14 protein-coding genes are annotated in these 16,335 nt (G+C 49.0%); 7 read left to right on the top strand and 7 right to left on the bottom strand.

Features of this window, described 5'->3' with window-relative positions; all coding sequences use genetic code 11:
* Positions 1-55 precede the first annotated feature (55 nt).
* Complete coding sequence (locus E4K71_RS09415; RefSeq protein WP_135078937.1) at positions 56-1,009, bottom strand: LysR substrate-binding domain-containing protein; 954 nt, start codon at positions 1,007-1,009, stop codon at positions 56-58.
* A 258-nt stretch (positions 1,010-1,267) separates the two neighbouring features.
* On the opposite strand from E4K71_RS09415, the gene E4K71_RS09410 reads away from it, so the two are divergent.
* The 5 genes from E4K71_RS09410 to E4K71_RS09390 all read left to right on the top strand — a co-directional run bounded on the left by E4K71_RS09410 (position 1,268) and on the right by E4K71_RS09390 (position 6,128).
* Entirely contained in the window at positions 1,268-2,266 is a 999-nt protein-coding gene (locus tag E4K71_RS09410) for a TRAP transporter substrate-binding protein (RefSeq protein WP_206201891.1), read from the top strand.
* Positions 2,267-2,277: 11 nt separating this feature from the next.
* On the top strand, positions 2,278-2,859 hold the full coding sequence (locus E4K71_RS09405; protein ID WP_135078935.1) for a TRAP transporter small permease: 582 nt from the start codon (positions 2,278-2,280) through the stop codon (positions 2,857-2,859).
* Between the two features lie 27 nt (positions 2,860-2,886).
* Complete coding sequence (locus E4K71_RS09400) at positions 2,887-4,155, top strand: TRAP transporter large permease (RefSeq protein ID WP_135078933.1); 1,269 nt, start codon at positions 2,887-2,889, stop codon at positions 4,153-4,155.
* 99 nt (positions 4,156-4,254) lie between these two features.
* Complete coding sequence (locus tag E4K71_RS09395) at positions 4,255-5,106, top strand: transketolase (protein WP_135078931.1); 852 nt, start codon at positions 4,255-4,257, stop codon at positions 5,104-5,106.
* Positions 5,106-6,128 (top strand): transketolase C-terminal domain-containing protein, encoded by a 1,023-nt coding sequence (locus tag E4K71_RS09390; RefSeq protein WP_240796782.1) that lies wholly within the window; start codon positions 5,106-5,108, stop codon positions 6,126-6,128. Before E4K71_RS09395 ends, E4K71_RS09390 begins: the two co-directional genes overlap by 1 nt.
* 64 nt (positions 6,129-6,192) lie before the next feature.
* Here the strand turns inward: E4K71_RS09390 and E4K71_RS09385 are convergent, their stop codons facing one another.
* Positions 6,193-7,176 (bottom strand): zinc-dependent alcohol dehydrogenase family protein, encoded by a 984-nt coding sequence (locus E4K71_RS09385; RefSeq protein ID WP_135078929.1) that lies wholly within the window; start codon positions 7,174-7,176, stop codon positions 6,193-6,195.
* 111 nt (positions 7,177-7,287) lie between these two features.
* Complete coding sequence (locus tag E4K71_RS09380; RefSeq protein ID WP_206201890.1) at positions 7,288-7,956, bottom strand: GntR family transcriptional regulator; 669 nt, start codon at positions 7,954-7,956, stop codon at positions 7,288-7,290.
* A gap of 118 nt (positions 7,957-8,074) precedes the next feature.
* On the opposite strand from E4K71_RS09380, the gene tcuA reads away from it, so the two are divergent.
* Entirely contained in the window at positions 8,075-9,466 is a 1,392-nt protein-coding gene (gene tcuA / locus E4K71_RS09375) for an FAD-dependent tricarballylate dehydrogenase TcuA (protein WP_135078925.1), read from the top strand.
* Entirely contained in the window at positions 9,450-10,562 is a 1,113-nt protein-coding gene (tcuB, locus tag E4K71_RS09370) for a tricarballylate utilization 4Fe-4S protein TcuB (RefSeq protein WP_135078923.1), read from the top strand. Before tcuA ends, tcuB begins: the two co-directional genes overlap by 17 nt.
* A 48-nt stretch (positions 10,563-10,610) precedes the next feature.
* Here tcuB and E4K71_RS09365 read toward each other — a convergent pair whose 3' ends face one another.
* The 4 genes from E4K71_RS09365 to E4K71_RS09350 all read right to left on the bottom strand — a co-directional run bounded on the left by E4K71_RS09365 (position 10,611) and on the right by E4K71_RS09350 (position 15,950).
* Positions 10,611-11,564, bottom strand: coding sequence for an AbrB family transcriptional regulator (locus E4K71_RS09365; protein WP_167730414.1), 954 nt, complete (start codon positions 11,562-11,564; stop codon positions 10,611-10,613).
* A 74-nt stretch (positions 11,565-11,638) separates the two neighbouring features.
* Positions 11,639-12,733: a 4-oxalomesaconate tautomerase gene (locus E4K71_RS09360; protein ID WP_135078919.1), complete on the bottom strand. Its 1,095-nt coding sequence runs from the start codon at positions 12,731-12,733 to the stop codon at positions 11,639-11,641.
* A 13-nt stretch (positions 12,734-12,746) separates the two neighbouring features.
* Positions 12,747-14,726 carry a tripartite tricarboxylate transporter permease gene (locus E4K71_RS09355; protein WP_135078917.1) on the bottom strand — a complete coding sequence of 660 codons (1,980 nt, stop codon included), beginning with the start codon at positions 14,724-14,726 and terminating at the stop codon, positions 12,747-12,749.
* Positions 14,727-14,861: 135 nt separating this feature from the next.
* Entirely contained in the window at positions 14,862-15,950 is a 1,089-nt protein-coding gene (locus E4K71_RS09350; protein WP_206201889.1) for a tripartite tricarboxylate transporter substrate-binding protein, read from the bottom strand.
* Positions 15,951-16,335 lie beyond the last annotated feature (385 nt).

The following is a 16,335-nucleotide window of genomic DNA, read 5'->3' as shown; positions in this document are numbered from 1 at the left end:
ACCAAACATGCCTGTGCAATACAATTTCGAAAGAATAATGATTTGTTAAGAAAAACTAATCATCTTTTCTTTCCGGGGGGTGGGTGAGTATTTTTTTGTGCAGGTTTTTCAGCTTTTTTTCATGGTCTGCGATTTCTGCCAAAAGCCAGCCGCGAAACTCCTGAACAGCGCGCCTTTTTAAATGGCGGCTTGGACAAATGAGCCAATAAGCTTCAAATTCAATGGGTTCCATCTTGGGGAACATGGGAACCAGCAATTGGGATTCCAGTTCGTGAAAGGCATTATTGGTACTTTCCAATGTAACGCCTGCGCTATCTTGTGCGAGTTGCAGGGCCATTACGGAACGATCAAATCTAAGACCCGCATTCGTATCAATATCTTCAATATGATTTTTTGATAGCCATTCTTCCCATGAAACTAATGCTTTCACAGAATGAATAAAGCGTACATTTGAGAGGCATTTGTGAATATTAGATGCATCATGTTCTGAGAGATACTTAGGCGAACACATGGGCAAAACAGTGTCTTTTGCAAGCAGTTCGGATGTCAGGCCGACTCTGTTTTCCCGTCCATAGCGAATTTCCAGGTCGACATTTTCTCTTTCAAAATCAGTGAGGTCTGTCGTTGCATCCACATGTAAATCAATGGTTGGGTGTGCATGCACAAACTTGTGGAGACGAGGCATAAGCCATCTGGTGCCAAAAGTGGGCGACACCCGGATGGTTAGTTTTCGATAGCCTGAGCTACGCCCAATGGTTCGTTCTGCCTGCTTGATCAGGTCCAAAGCTTGGGAGGCTGAGGTATAAAGACGTTCACCTTCTTCTGTTAAGATCAACCTTCTTTTGACGCGCCGAAAGAGGCTAACGCCTAGTGATTCTTCAAGAATTTTGATTTGTTGGCTGATTGCGGAAGGTGTCACCAGCAGTTCTTCTGCTGCTTTCGTAATGCGTGAATGGCGTGCGACAGCTTCGAAATAGGTAATAGCATTCATGGGAGGAAGGCGAGACATTTTGGAGTTCCTCTCTTTACTTGTTAAGATTTGCTAAACTTTACTTTACTTATTCGAATTTGAAAAGCCTCAGGGTTTTTGGTGTTATTGTTTGTGACGCAAAGCACGAAAAAAACAAAAGTGTTTACAGGGAAGCCACACGCAGTTGAAAATATTTTGCTGCTATTATTATTGATAAACTTGATCCAAGCTTATCGTTGAATGGTGTAACCAACGCGTTGGGAATTAATCACGTTTTAAGATTTTAGGAGATTTCTTATGAAAAAGCCGTTTAAAAAAGCGGTAATGGCCACAGCTATTGGCGCGGGCATTGCACTTTCCTCTATCATGCCTGCTTTTGCTGACGAAATTGTTGTTGGTACAAATGGTAAGCCGGGCAATCCAAAAGTTACAGCAGCAGAAATGTTTGGACTTCTTGTTGCACAGCGCTCTCGTGGTGAGCATTCTGTCAAGGTTGCGCATTCTGCAACACTTGGTGATGACCGCCAGATGCTGAAATCTGTGCGTGTAGGCTCCATGCACATTACCGTTAACTCCGACGGTCCGGTTGCTGAAATCCTCCCTGATTTGAACGCCTTCGGCCTCCCTTACCTGTTCGATAATCTGCCTGCTGCCTGGGAAGTGCTGGATGGCCCGATCGGCGACGACCTTGCTAAGAAACTGGAAGCTAAAGGCTACAAAGTACTGGCATGGTGGGACAACGGTATCCGTAAAATTACCCACACATCCAAGCCGATCAAAACACCTGCTGATATCAAGGGTATGAAAATTCGTACACCGCAGTCTCAAGTGACAATTGATGCATTCCAGGCACTTGGTGCAAACCCGGCTCCTCTAGCATTCTCTGAGCTTCCAGCTGCCTTGCAAAGTGGCGTGTTTGAAGGTCAGGAAAACCCGCTGGCAAACATCTATTCTTCCAAGCTTCACGAGCTGACACCCTACATTGCCAAGTCAAACCACAAATACGAAATGACGCCTGTACTGGCTTCTAAACGTTGGTTTGATGCGCTGTCTGATGCTGACAAAAAGATCATCCAAGACGCTGCGGATGCAGCCACATGGTATAACCGCGGTCTTTTCCTGATCAATGATGTTCAACTGGAGCAGACATTGAAAGAAGAAGGTGCAAAACTCAACGAAGTTGACTCTGCTGCCTTTAAGAAAGCAACGGCTGGTGTGTATGACAAATGGGCCAAGCAAATCGGTGATATCGTCCCGCAAATCCAGAAAGCTGCTGCTGCAGCCTCTGGCAAATAGGGGTAATTGCGATGCGCCATTTACTTAGCGCAAACAAAGCTACGGGGCCATTGGGTCCCGTAGTTACCCTTACCGACACAGTTATTCGTTATGCGAGCGCTGTCGTTTTGTGGGGTGTTTTTGCGGCCATGCTGATTCCCACGTTTTTGAATGCTTTTTTACGATATACAACGGACAGTAGCCTTGTCTGGTCTGAGCAAGTCATTCAACTGGTCTTTCCCTGGTTTATTATGGCAGGTGCGGTTCTGGCGGCACAACACAATCGACATATTGGTGTCGAACTGTTTGTCTCCTTGTTGCCTGATAGCGTAGCCAAAGCCCTTAAGGGGGTCGTACAGTTAATTGTTATTGCGGCATGTGTGATTGTCGTTTGGTACGGATATGAAGTGACCATGTTTGAACGGGGGACCTATTTTACCCTGATCGGTGTCTCTCAGGCTGTTAGTTATGCCTCACTCGTTGTGGGCTATAGCCTCTTGGCGATTACGGCACTCACCACCCTTTACCGCCTCTACATGGGGGAAGTCCTTCCCGTAAGTGTAGAAGGTCTCGAAGACGAAGTTATTGTAAGCAATAAAAAAGAAGAGCTTTAGGCTCCCTCTATCGAACGGGAGGTTCGAATGTCTGCACTCGCTGCATTATTCTTTATTGGTTTGTTATTACTGGCAACACCGGTTGCCCATGCCCTTTTTGTTGCAGGTGGCGCTTCCATGATTGCGTCGGATAAATCATACCTGCTAGGCCAAACCATTATTTCACTTTACGATCCAACACAAAGTTTCCCGATGTTGGCAATTCCCTTTTTTATTTTAGCTGGCGACCTGATGATGTCTGGGCGCTTTGGGGAATATCTTATCTCATTTACCAAGCTTCTTGTCGGGCGCATGAAGGGTGGCCTGTCACAAGTGAGTGTACTTGGTTCTCTCTTTTTTGGCGGGGTATCCGGTTCTGCCGTGGCGGATGCGTCTGCCGTCGGTAATGCGTTGATCCCTGTACAGAAAAAAGAAAACTATCCTGATGGCTATTCAGCTGCAGTTAACGCAGCTTCTTCGACAATCTCAGTTCTGATCCCACCATCCATTCCGCTGATTTTGTATGGTTTGGTGACGGAAGCATCAATTCCTAAGCTTTTCCTTGCCGGGATTGTGCCGGGTGTCATGCTGACGGTTAGTATGTTTGTTTTGACCTATACAATTGGTCGTCGACTGAATTTGCAACGTTCCCCGCTTCCGGGTGGGTTTAGTGCCTTCAAATCCCAGCTTCTTCATGCATTTCCAGCTTTATTAATGCCTGTTCTTGTTGTTGTCATGGCCCGTGGTGGTGTGGTAACGCCGACTGAGATCAGTGTTTTTGCTGTTTGTTATGCCTTGTTGGTTGGTTTTGCTATTTATCGTGACTTGAATTTTCAAATCATTGCGCGCTGTATCCTGACAACCGGCATGATGACTGGTGTGATTATGATGGTCATTATGGGGTCAAGTGTTCTGCAATGGATTTTATCTGCGGAAAGTGTTCCGGAAAATCTTGCAACATGGTTGCTGACAACCCTTGAATCACCCTGGCTCATTATTTTGGCGATGAACCTTGTGATGATCATGATTGGGACCTTTTTGGACTTGCCTGCAGCGGTTCTTCTTTTGGCACCGATCTTTTTAGGGGTCGCAACCCAGGTAGGACTAAACGAAGTCCAGCTTGGTGTCATGATGGTCGTCAATCTGGCGATTGGCCTTTACACCCCGCCTGTTGGAACAACCTTGTTTGTTTCGGTCGCAATTGAACGGGTACCTATGGGGAAAGTGGTCTTGTATCTCATGCCATTTTATCTGGTTGCCTTGGCCGTATTAGGACTGGTCAGTTATTTCCCCGCAGTTACAACCATATTCCTCTAACCCTGATTTTTCCGAGCTAGAAACTGTAGGAAATCTGTTCTCAGATTTTCTACAGGCAGGGGAAGTGCGCTCAATAAGTACAATAATGGAGTAAAATGAATGTCTGAACAAAAACAACATGAGCTTTCGAATGTATCGCTCAAAGAACGTGCAAGGCGAATACGCATTAATGGCCTCAGAATTCTGGAAACACCGGGAAAAGGCTATATTGGTCAAACGCTTGCTATGGCAGATTGGCTGGCTGTCGTTTATTTTTACGCACTGAACTATAAGGTGAATGATCTGGAATGGGATGGGCGTGACCGCTTCTTCCTGTCACCAGGGCATCTTGGATGTGCGCAGTATGGTGCGTTGATTGAAGCTGGCGTCCTACCGGAAGATGAAATCGGGACGTATGGACTTGATGACAGCCGTTTTCCGATTTCAGCGCAACCGGCCTATACACCCGGTATTGAAATTTCAGGCGGGTCTTTGGGGCATGGTTTGGGCATTGCTGTGGGGTCTGCGATTTCCATGCGCCGACAAAAGAAAGACTCCTTTGTCTATTGTGTGGTTTCTGATGGGGAGATGAACGAAGGCTCAACCTGGGAAGCTGCGATGATTGCCGGTACGCAGAAACTAAGTAATATCATTGGCATTCTGGATAACAATAATATGCAGAATGACGGCCCGTCACGTGAAGTCAGTGATCCGGAGCCTATGTTCGAAAAATGGGAAGCCTTTGGCTGGTCGGTGCAGCGCATAGATGGCAACGATCTGGATGCCCTTTGCGAAGCTTTTGACAATGCCCGCAACTCCACTGTCGATAAACCCCGCATGATTATTTGTGATACGCAAATGGGCAAGGGCGTGTCCTTTATCGAACATCGCGAAAAACAAACACATATGACAGCCTGGACACCAGATGATTTTGCCAAGGCTTATGAAGAACTAGGTTACAGGAGCGAATAATGAGACCCGCAAGACAACAATCCGTTTACCAAAAACGCATCCCAGGGCCGGGCCTGTCCACCATGTCGCTGGAAGAATTTGAATCTGAAGGCTTGCCGACAAGACCAGCCCCCCTTGGTCGTGCCCTATGTGAAATTGCGCGTCAGCGTGAAAATGTCGTTGCGGTAACTGCTGACCTTTATAACGTGACGGACCTTAATCAATTTGTTGAAGAATTTCCGGACCGTTTCCATCAAATGGGTATTTCTGAACAAGCCATGGCCTGTGCAGCAGCCGGTATGGCGCGGGAAGGGGATACGGTTTTTGCCACCACCTATGCTGCTTTTGCATCGCGTCGTGCCTATGACTTTATTTATCAGGCCGTTGTTGAAGAACAATTGGATGTGAAAATCATTGGTGCGGTACCGGGCCTTACAACCGGGTATGGCCCCACCCATATGGCGGCGGAAGACATTGCTGCCTTTCGTGCCATTCCCGATTTTACAATCGTTGACCCATGCGATGCGCTGGATACGGAACAGGCAACCAGGGCAATTGCTGAATATAAAGGTCCGGTCTATATGCGCATCCCGCGCTTTCATGCCCCTGTCATCCTTGATGACTATGGCTATGAGTTTGAGCTTGGAAAAGCCAAAATGATCCGTGAGGGGAATGATGTTCTTTTCATTTCCACAGGCTTAATGACAACCCGTGCCCTTTTGGCCGCGCAAGCTTTGGAAAAAGAGAACATTGATTGTGCTGTTTTGCATGTCCCGACCATTAAACCGCTTGATACGGAAACAATTGTCGAGGCATGTCGCAAATCAGGGCGCATGGTTGTCACGGCTGAAAACCATACGGTTATTGGCGGGCTGGGTGATGCGGTTGCTTCTGCCCTTATGGAAAATCAAGTGATGCCCAATGGTTTTCGCAAAATTGGTATACCTGACCTTTTTGTCGATGCTGGAACCCTTCAGACTTTGCATAACCGATATGGCTTGTCTGTTGAGGCGATTTGTACACAAATTAAAGCGTGGCTTTAATGTAGGAAGAGGCAAGGTGAATAGATCGCCTTGCCTCTTTATTGCAATTGGTAGGGAACAGATTTTAGATTTCGATAACAACTTTACCAATGGCCTGACCAGTGCTGAGCAGAGTATAGGCTTCGTCTACATTATCCATGGTGAATTTGCGTTCATCAACGAGAGGGGTAAGGGCTCCTGCTTCTGCGATTTCGGCAAGTTTTGCCAAAATGGCACCGTGTTCTTCGCGTTTATGGTCATAAAGCATGGGGATAAGCATGAAGACCACATGAAGTGAAAGTCCTTTAAAATGGGCTGTGCTCAGATCCAGTTCAACCAATGAAACGGTAGAGGCAACATGCCCGTTTAAAGCCGCAGCTTCAAAAGAATTGGTCATATTCGCACCGCCAACTGAGTCAAAGACCACATCAAAACCAGCACCATCTGTATGTTGGGCGACATAATCTGAGACCGCTTCTGTCGTATAATCAATGGCCGTGGCGCCATAGCCTGTCAGGATCTCTTGCTGTTTGGTTGACCCCGTAGAATAAACCTGGGCACCAAAATGTTTGGCCAGTTGAACAGCTACATGGCCAACACCGCCAGCCCCGCCATGCACCAGCACTTTTTGGCCTGAGGTGACTTGGGCACGTTGCAGCCCTTCATAAGCGGTAATCCCAACAAGGGGGAGGGCCGCAGCTTCGCGCATGGTCAGGTTTTTCGGTTTTTTGGCAATGAGTTTGGCATCGGCAACCATATATTCAGCCAAGGCCCCTTGAAGGTCGGCCAGTCCACCAGCACAACCAAAGACCTCATCACCAATTGAAAAATCAGTCACCCCTTCGCCAATGGCTTCAACGGTTCCAGCGAAATCCATACCCAGAACAGCAGGCAGGTCTGGGGAAAGTGGTAAGTCTTTGCCCATGTTTTTGATCATCGTGTCGACGGTATTTACGCTGCTGGCGGCAATGCGAATCAGTACATGACCAGCTTTGGTTTCTGGTTGTGCCATTTCGCTGACCTGAAATTCTGCATTTTCACCATAGGCGTTTAATGTGACGGCTTTCATAAGATATCTCCTAAAGGGGTAAAGTGTTGCTTGCCTTTGAAGATATGTTATTTAAAAAATATATAAATGGCTTATAAGTGAAATCAGTTTTTATAAAATGTATATAATTGTTCAGGCGTCATCCTGTTGGGCTTCGCGGAACAGGCGGATGCGGATGCGTTGGGCACTGCGGATATGGTTGCGTGCGGCGCGATCGGCACGTTCGGCATCTGGTTCTCTGATCCCTGCGATAATTTCTTGATGTTCCTGATAGGCCGTATCGGTGCGGTCATCGACTTTTAATGTTGTGCCCCCAAGTAAGGCCATGGAATTTGCCAGATTATTCAAGGCATCAATCAAATAACGGTTGTTGGCAGACCGATAAAGGGACTTGTGAAACAGCTTGTTGGCTTCGGCCACTTTGACCGGGTCATCATGATGCTTCAACATGATTTCATTGAGGTCTTCCAGTTCCAATATTTCCAGTTCGGAGGCATGACGGGCGGCATAACGGGCTGCGGTGCCTTCCAGCACTTCACGAATTTCATAAAGTTCGATGACTTCACGGTGGTCAAGTTTTTTGATAACCGCCCCTTGACGGGGGATATGGATCAGCAGCCCATCACTTTCCAGTCGACGGATGGCATCACGTACAGGCGTGCGGCTAATTCCGAATTTTTCGGCAACTTCGACCTCCCTGATTCGTGTTCCCGGTTTGAGTTCCCCATGTTGAATCGCGCTGAGAAGTTTCTGATAGGCAACTTCACCACGGGGCTGGTTTTCCTTGGAATCCTTAGTCATTAGGCACGCTTTCATTATTTTTTCTTGTCTGGACCTTGACATAAAACAAACGTGTAGGCAAGGTAAAGAACAATTGTATACAAAAGTACGCAATAATATACATTAAGGATTTTCTTCAATGTCTACAGACCAGAAAGAATTTGACGTTCTCGTCGCAGGTGGCGGACAGGCTGGTATCATTGCCGCGATTGTTGCCGCTGAAAAAGGTGCCCGTACCTGTGTGTTGGAAGGGGCACCCAGAACACATCGGGGCGGTAACACCCGTCATACCCGCAACCTTCGCCCCATGCATGTTGGGCCACTGTCGGTTCTCAGCGGAACCTATGATGAAGAGGAATATTGGGATGATTTGATGCGCGTTACCAAGGGCAAGACAAACGAGCATCTGGCTCGTATGACCCTTCGTAAATCGACGGAGGCTGTTGGCTGGCTTGAAGAACGCGGCGTGCAGTTTCAGCCCCCATTGGGGGGAACCCTGCATTTAGGGCGTACCAATGCCTTTTTCATGGGCGGGGGCAAGCAGTTGCTCAATGCGCTCTATCGTCATGCTGAAAAGCTGGGGATCGAAATCCATTATGATGCCATGGTCGAAGATATTGAGTTTGAGGACGGGCATTTCAAGAATGTGACCATTTCTGATGGCCGTATCTTTGCTGCCAAATCTTTTGTGGCCGCAGCCGGTGGTTTTGAAGCCAATATTGAATGGCTGAAAGAAGGCTGGGGGGAGATTGCTGAAAATTTCCTTATTCGCGGTACCCCTTATAACAAAGGCGGGTTGTTGAAGCTTTTGCTGAATAATGGTGCACAAAAAATTGGTGAGCCGGATCAATGTCATGCTGTGGCGATTGATGGGCGTGCGCCTAAATATGACGGTGGCATTTGCACCCGTGTGGATTGCGTATCTCTGGGCGTGGTGGTCAATAAGAATGCAGAACGTTTTTATGATGAAGGTGAAGACTTCTGGCCGAAACGATATGCCATCTGGGGGCGTTTGGTTGCCGGTCAGCCTGACCAGGTGGCCCATGTGATTATTGATGACAAGGCGATTGGCTCTTTCATGCCGCCTGTTTTCCCGGCAGAAACAGCCGATACCATTCCTGAACTCGCCCGCAAAATTGGCCTTGACCCAACAGTCTTAGAGACAACGATTAATGACTATAACGCGGCCGTACAGCCCGGTGAGTTTGATCATACTGAACTGGATGGCGTGCATACAGATGGCCTTGAGGTGAATAAAACCAATTGGGCGCGAACTATTGATAAAGCGCCATTTCGGGCCTACTGCCTGCGTCCGGGAATTACCTTTACCTATCTTGGGGTGGAAGTCACCGATCAGGCACAGATGAAAATGGCTGATGGTCGTCTTGCTCCTAACGTTTTTGCTGCTGGTGAGATTATGGCTGGCAACGTGTTGGGCCAAGGCTATCTGGCCGGAATTGGCATGACGATCGGAAATATTTTTGGAAGAATTGCAGGAAGTGAGGCAGCAGACCATGCGCTTAACAGATAAAGTAGAAGAAGCCGCACGTGTACTAACGATTTGTAATGCGTGTCGCTATTGTGAAGGTCATTGTGCCGTGTTTCAGGCTATGGAACTTCGCCTTGAATTTAATGCCGATAATCTCGATTACATGGCGAACCTGTGTCACAATTGTGGGGCTTGTTATCACAATTGCCAATATGCCCCCCCTCACGAGTTTAACTTGAATGTCCCCGCAGCAATGGCTGAATTGCGCCAGGAAAATTACGGTATTTTTGCATGGCCGGGTTTTATGGGGAAATTGTTTGCCAATAATGGCCTGTGGGTCAGCCTTCTTTCCATTCTGGTTATTGCAGGCTTTTTCCTGATGACGTCTATGAAAGCGGGGGAGAATTTCATGCTGGCCCATGAAAATGGTTTTTATGGTGTTCTTTCCCATAATGATCTGGCCGCAATCTTTGGCCTTGTTGGCGGATTTGTCGCGTTGGCCTTGTTGATGTCTGTGATAAAATTCTGGAAAACCATGCAGCTTGGCAATCCGCTGGCACTGGACTGGGGACGTGTCTTGCAAGGGGTGAAAGATGCCCTGACCTTGAAATACCTGGATGGTGGGAACGGACAAGGCTGTTCTTATCCCAATGAAACCCCATCCATGGCACGGCGTTGGTTCCATCAGTTGACATTCTGGGGATTTATGCTGTGTTTTGCAGCAACCTCTGTGGGGACGGTTATGCACTATGGGTTTGCCATGGAAGCGCCGTATGACTTTATCACCTTGCCCAAAATTCTTGGCACGCTGGGTGGGCTTGGCCTGTTGATTGGTCCGGCAGGATTGTTGGGGATTAAAGTTGGCGCGACTGCTGATGTGAAAGGCAAAAGCAACAAGGGGATGGATGTGACATTTCTGATGCTGTTGTTTTTTACAAGCCTGAGCGGATTGGTTTTGATGTTTGTCAGCAAGACAGTCTATGTCGGTCCGGTTTTGAGTCTTCATCTTGGTATTGTCATGACGCTGTTTTTATCTATGCCTTATGGCAAATTTGTCCATGGCTTTTATCGCCTGATCGCTTTGATCGCATTTGCTGTGGAAAAACAACGTCATAAGCCTGTTGTCGGTACTGAATAAAGAAACAAGGCCCTCTTTCCTATCTATTGGAAAGGGGCCTCTTTCTTTTTATTTGATAAAAGATGTCAGGAGTTTAAACATCACTTGGGCACCAACAATGACAATGACCATACGTATCAGGTGATGCAGGGCGACGTAGGTCATATCTATATCCATGGCAAAGGCAATCAGGTTCATTTCGGCCTGTCCCCCCGGTGAAAAGGCCAGAAGAGCGGCGATTGGATCGGCTGTAGCAAAAAAAGAGGCACAGAAAACAAAAAAGACCGTAATAATGCCCAGTACACATAAATACGCCAAAGACAAGGCCATGACATAGCCCATTTCTTTCAGCTTCATGCCTTGATATTGACAGCCGATATGGACACCGATGATAAGCTGGGCCAGTTCCATGAAAAGCCGGGGGGCTGTTGCCTCGGTGATGCCAAGATAATGGACAATACCGCTGGCAATCATGGGGCCGACGATGGCCGCCCCGCTGATACGTAGCATTTTGGCAATAAACCAGCCGCCCGCACCGCAGGCAAACAGGATGGCTAAATCCTGATGGGCAGGCCAGGTATAAGGGGCGTTTCGATCAACGGAAAAACCTTCAATCCAGCTGACTAAAAAGGGCAGGGTGAAGACAAGTATGATAATGCGGGTGGCATGGACAAGGGCAAGGGGCTGGAGTTTTGCCCCGGCCTCTTCACCAAAGGCCACCATATCCTGAAAGCCGCCGGGCATGGCAGAATAAAAGGCGGTTGGCCTATCAAATCGGCCGATTTTTTTGAAAAAATAATAGCCACATAAGGCTGTGATCAGGCAATAAGGCAACAAGAAAGCCAGACTGAAAGATAGCCCGATCAGGCGCTCATTCAGTTCTGGTGTGAAGGCACTGCCCACAGCAACGCCTAAAATGGCGCGCATGGCAAGGGTGATGGCGCCGGGTTTGCTTAGTTTCATTCCTGCAAAAGTGGCAATCAGGCAGATGGTCATTGCCCCTAAAAGCCATGCCAGCGGCACCCCCATACAGGCAAAGGAGGAACCGCCGACACATCCCAGTAAAAGAGCCGGGAGTTTTTGCAGATGGTGCTTGATCAGTGTTTGCTCCAGATATCTTCTGAGACAAGGACTTCACCCTGGAAAAGGCGGCGTGCTGTGCGCAGAATACCTGCATAATTGAAGCGCATGTCAGTGTTATGACCGGTTACGGACAGTTCCACATCAATCTTGCCTGATGGATGCTCAATGATGATGTTTTCCACATCACGGCGCTCCACCTGACTGAAACCTTCTGCGATACTGCCTTTCATGACAGCGCAAACAGCAACACATTGTGCCCCTGTAACCGCATGGGTCGGGTGACAGTTTTGGGGAACAAAATAGCGCGAGGTAATTGCCCCGCCTTGTGTCGGTTGTGACAGGAGGCCAATTTTAGGGATGACTTTGTTGGTGACATCGCCCAGTCCCATACGTTCCCCTGCAATCCGGCGAATGGCTTCGATTTTTTCCAGCAGGTCGGCATTTCCATCCAGTTCTGCCTTGGTTTCATTCCCTTTCAGGCCAAAATCGGTTGCCCGCATCATCACCATGGGGACGGCAACATCAAGGCAAGTGACCTCAATACCGTTGATTTCTTCCTTGACTTTACCTGTGGGCAGAATGGCCCCGGTTTTTGAACCATCAACCCCCATGAAACGCAACATGATTGGGGCGGCTGTTCCCGGTACACCGTCAATGGATGCCTCCCCATCATATTCAACTTGTCCATCGGGGGTTTGGATCACGGCATCAATGCGGCTGTCGGTATTGACATTGCGAATGCGCACCATGGTTTCCCCGTCTTTGGGCATCACCAGCCCTTCTTCAATGGCAAAGGGGCCGACACCGGACAGAATGTTGCCACAGGAAGGACTGGTATCGACAACCCCCTGATCAATGGAGACTTGGGCGAATAGATAATCCACATCAACCCCTTCAACAGGGGAGGGGGAAATCATGGCAACCTTGCTGGTGACAGCCTGCGCCCCGCCAACCCCATTGATTTGCAGTGGGTCTGGCGATCCCATGGCTGCAAGTAAGATGGCATCACGGCGTTCTTCTTTTTGGGGCAGGTCGCCCAGCTTGAAAAAAGGAGCTTTCGAAGTCCCCCCGCGCATAAGTACGCAGGGGATAGCACGTTGTTTTGTCATGATATGATTCTCCTTATCCAATCGGCCAGGGCAGTTCGATCAGGTGCTGGAGGTATCCACGCGGGAAATCCAGAACCATGATATGGGCAAGGGCGCTCAGGCCACCTAATGTGCAGGCAACCAACAGGGCGACACGCCCCCAGGAAGCTTTGGCCTTGGTACGCAGATAGGCGGACATGAAAATCGCAAGGGCTGGCAGGAAGCCAAGCAGGGCGATCCCGGCGATGAAGCCGACAAACCAGAACAGGTAATGGCTGGTGCTTTGCACATCTTCCATGCCGACATGCTCACCGACATGTTCGTGATCGTAGTTGGCCGGGTCATCGACCTGATTGGTGGCAAGTTTGTAGAAAACAATCCCACTAAAGATCAGCATGACGGCAGAGACGCCACCGCTAAACACACCACCAAGGAATGACTGATTGGTGGCATCCAGCAAACCAAAGGCGAAGAACAGCACGACCAGACCGGCAAAGATCGCTTGTGGTTTCAGGTTTGTCGCATGGGATACTTTTTCGTCTTCTTCTTCGACGGGGTTTTCCGGTTTCTTGCGCATGCTGACCCACAGAGACAGGGCAATCAAACCACCGATGATCATGACGCCGGGCCGGCTCAGGAATTCCCAACCATAGAACTGAATGGCTTGATAGAGATAAGTTTCTGCCGTACCTGCCAGAACGAAACCGATCAGGAAAGCCGGACGCGGCCAGCCAAAACGTTTCATCGCGATACCGAGCAAGCTGACACCCAGCAGGGCGAGCAGGTCATTCAGGTCACGTGTGGCCTGAAAAGCGGCAAAACAAATGACCGTGATCATGAACGGTGCAAGATAGGAATAAGGAATGGTTGTCAGGCGTGCCACAGCCGGGGAAAGGAAAAGACACAGGCCCGCCCCAACCACGTTTGCCAAGGCCAAAGACCAAACGATTGTGTAGGTGATGTTCAGTTCGCTCCCAACAAGGGCTGGGCCGGGTTCCATACCGATCAGGATCATGCCGCCAATGAAAACTGCCATGGAGCCAGAGCCCGGAATCCCAAATAACAAGGTGGGGATCAGGCCACCGCCTTCTTTGGCGTTATTGGCACTTTCCGGGGCGAGAACACCACGGATTTCACCTTTACCAAAGTTGGATTTGTCTTTGGTGGATTGAACGGCGTGACCATAGGCAATCCAGTCCACAACGGAACCACCAAGGCCGGGCAGGGCACCGACAAGACAGCCCGCAACGGCACAACGCAGGCACAGCCATTTGTGACGGATCATGTCTTTGGCTCCATCAAGCCAGCCAGACCCAAGAGAGGCAGACTTGGAAATTGCCCGGTTTTGACGCGCAAGATCGATAATCTCAGGGATCGCAAAGATACCAAGGCCAACGATCACCAGCTTGAGACCATCCATCAGGTAAAACACATCCATGGTCATGCGGTATTCACCTGTGGCAGGGGCACCACCGATGGAACCAAGTAACAAGCCCATGCCACAGGCCGCTAAACCTTTTGACAGGCTGTTACCTGCCAGAACACCGACCATGGACAGGCCAAGAACAGCCAGCATGAAGAGTTCAGCAGAACCAAAGGCAAGGATCACCGGGCGGGCGATCAGGACAAAACCTGTCAGAACAACAGCCCCGAACAGACCGCCGAAAAGTGATGCTGTGAAAGCCGCGCCAAGAGCGCGGGCCGCGTGGCCTTTTTTTGCCAGTGGAAAGCCATCCAGAACGGTGGCTTGGGAGGCCGAAGAACCGGGAATACCCATCAAGACAGAGGTAAAGGTATCAGATGTCGGGATAACTGCGACCAGGCCAATCAACATGGCAAGGGCGGAAATAGGGTCCATTCCGTACAGGAAGGGAAGACAGAGGGACAGGCCGACAATACCGCCTAACCCTGGGAAAATGCCTACGGTCAGACCGAGCAAAACGCCACCGACAAGGTAAAGTAAATGGGTGCCGCTTGCGACGGTCGTTAAGGCCATCATTAAAGCGTCTAACATGGTGAAATCCTAAAAATAAGGTGAGTCGGAGCGTTTGCGCGTTTGAGGGGGAAACGCTCAGTAATACTTTTTAAAAGTTTGATTTAGATACAATTCGGGCGGGAACACGCCGTGGTGAACCCGCCCGAAGTCTGGTTAGAATTTGACTTGGTAAGCGTCAGTCAGCCAGCCGCGTACAAAGTTTTGTGCCTTGGCAGGTACAGTCGTTGCGATATCTTTGACAGCTTGTGCATCTTTACCCGTTGATTGCGGGTATGTGCCCAATGTCTTTTGTGCTTTTTGTGCAAAATCCGGGGCTGTTACGATTTTGCGGAAGGCTTCTGTGTAGGTGTCGATCACGTCTTGTGAGGCACCTTTAGGCAGGAAGACCATTTTTTGACCAGGGAAACCTGCTGTGAAAAAGGCTTTCCACGCATCCCATTCTTCACCGGATGGCTTTTCACCATGAACCATTTCATAGACTTCAGGGAAGCTTGGCAGGTTGGGGAAGTTTGGATCACGTACAACATGACCGTTTTCATCCAGTGCGCCCCATGCCATCAGGGGAACGGCTTTACCCTCTTTCACCAAAGGCATGGATTTTTTCAGGTAAGCAGAAGAGGTTTGATAATCGGTGTTGACTTCGCCGCGTTCAAACGCCAGACGGCCCGCGCCGCGACCTTTCATGCCGAAGACGACTTTCACATCAATGTCGAGCATTTTCATGGACAGGATCGGGATCAGATCCAGTGAGGTTGCGCGTTGTGAACCATATTTCAGATCCTGACTGCGCAGTTTGCCGATATCTTTGGCTGATGTAACGCCCAGTTTCGGGTTTACGTAGAACACACCGCCTGTTGCAGAAGCCAGAACGACGTTCCAGTCTTTATAATCATACTGGACGCGCTTATCACCTAACAGGTAAGGGAACTGTGTGGAACCGGATGTGCCCAGAATTTGTGTACCATCTGTCTTGGCACGCATGGCAAACTGGTTTGCCCCTTTTGTCGACCCACCACCTGGGACATTTTTCACAACAACGACAGGCTTGCCGGGCAGGGCTTCACTGAGAAGTGGCGCGTAAAAACGTGCCCAGCGGTCTGACCCGCCACCTTCTTTAAAAGGGATGATCCATTCGATACGCTTGCCGGAAAAATCAGCAGCCTCAGCCGCCCCTGCGATTGTTGCAGCGCCAGCGATACCTGCTAGCATCATAGAAAACTTTTTAAACGTCTTCGGAAACATTACTAAAACCTCCATTAAGAAACACTGTCGAGAGTGGCTTTTTCTTTTTGGGGGATTCTTGAAGTGATCCCCGGCTTTCTCCCGCTCCAAACAGGTTGTTCAACCCGTCCTTAAGGAGACATTACGTGCGCTACCTTTCAGTCAGCTTTCAGTTTTGATCGTTTTCTTTCAGTTTAGGGTCTGGACCGATTAGTTTACTGAGTTTGGCGGAGCTAAAAATAAAGGTGGATTAGGCATGAAACTCGCCGCAGTGCCTTCCACTGCAAGAGTTTTATAACGCGAGCCACCTTTATTTTTAGCCCGTCCCTCCGGGATTTGTAGAAAATGACGCAAGGGCCACGTCAATAACTTTTGAAAGAGAATACTCTTCCTGCAAGTCATTTTC

The organism is Terasakiella sp. SH-1 (assembly GCF_004564135.1).
Taxonomy (GTDB): domain Bacteria; phylum Pseudomonadota; class Alphaproteobacteria; order Rhodospirillales; family Terasakiellaceae; genus Terasakiella.
The sequence above is the reverse complement of the archived record's forward strand: the minus strand, read 5'-3'. Positions and strand labels throughout refer to the sequence as shown.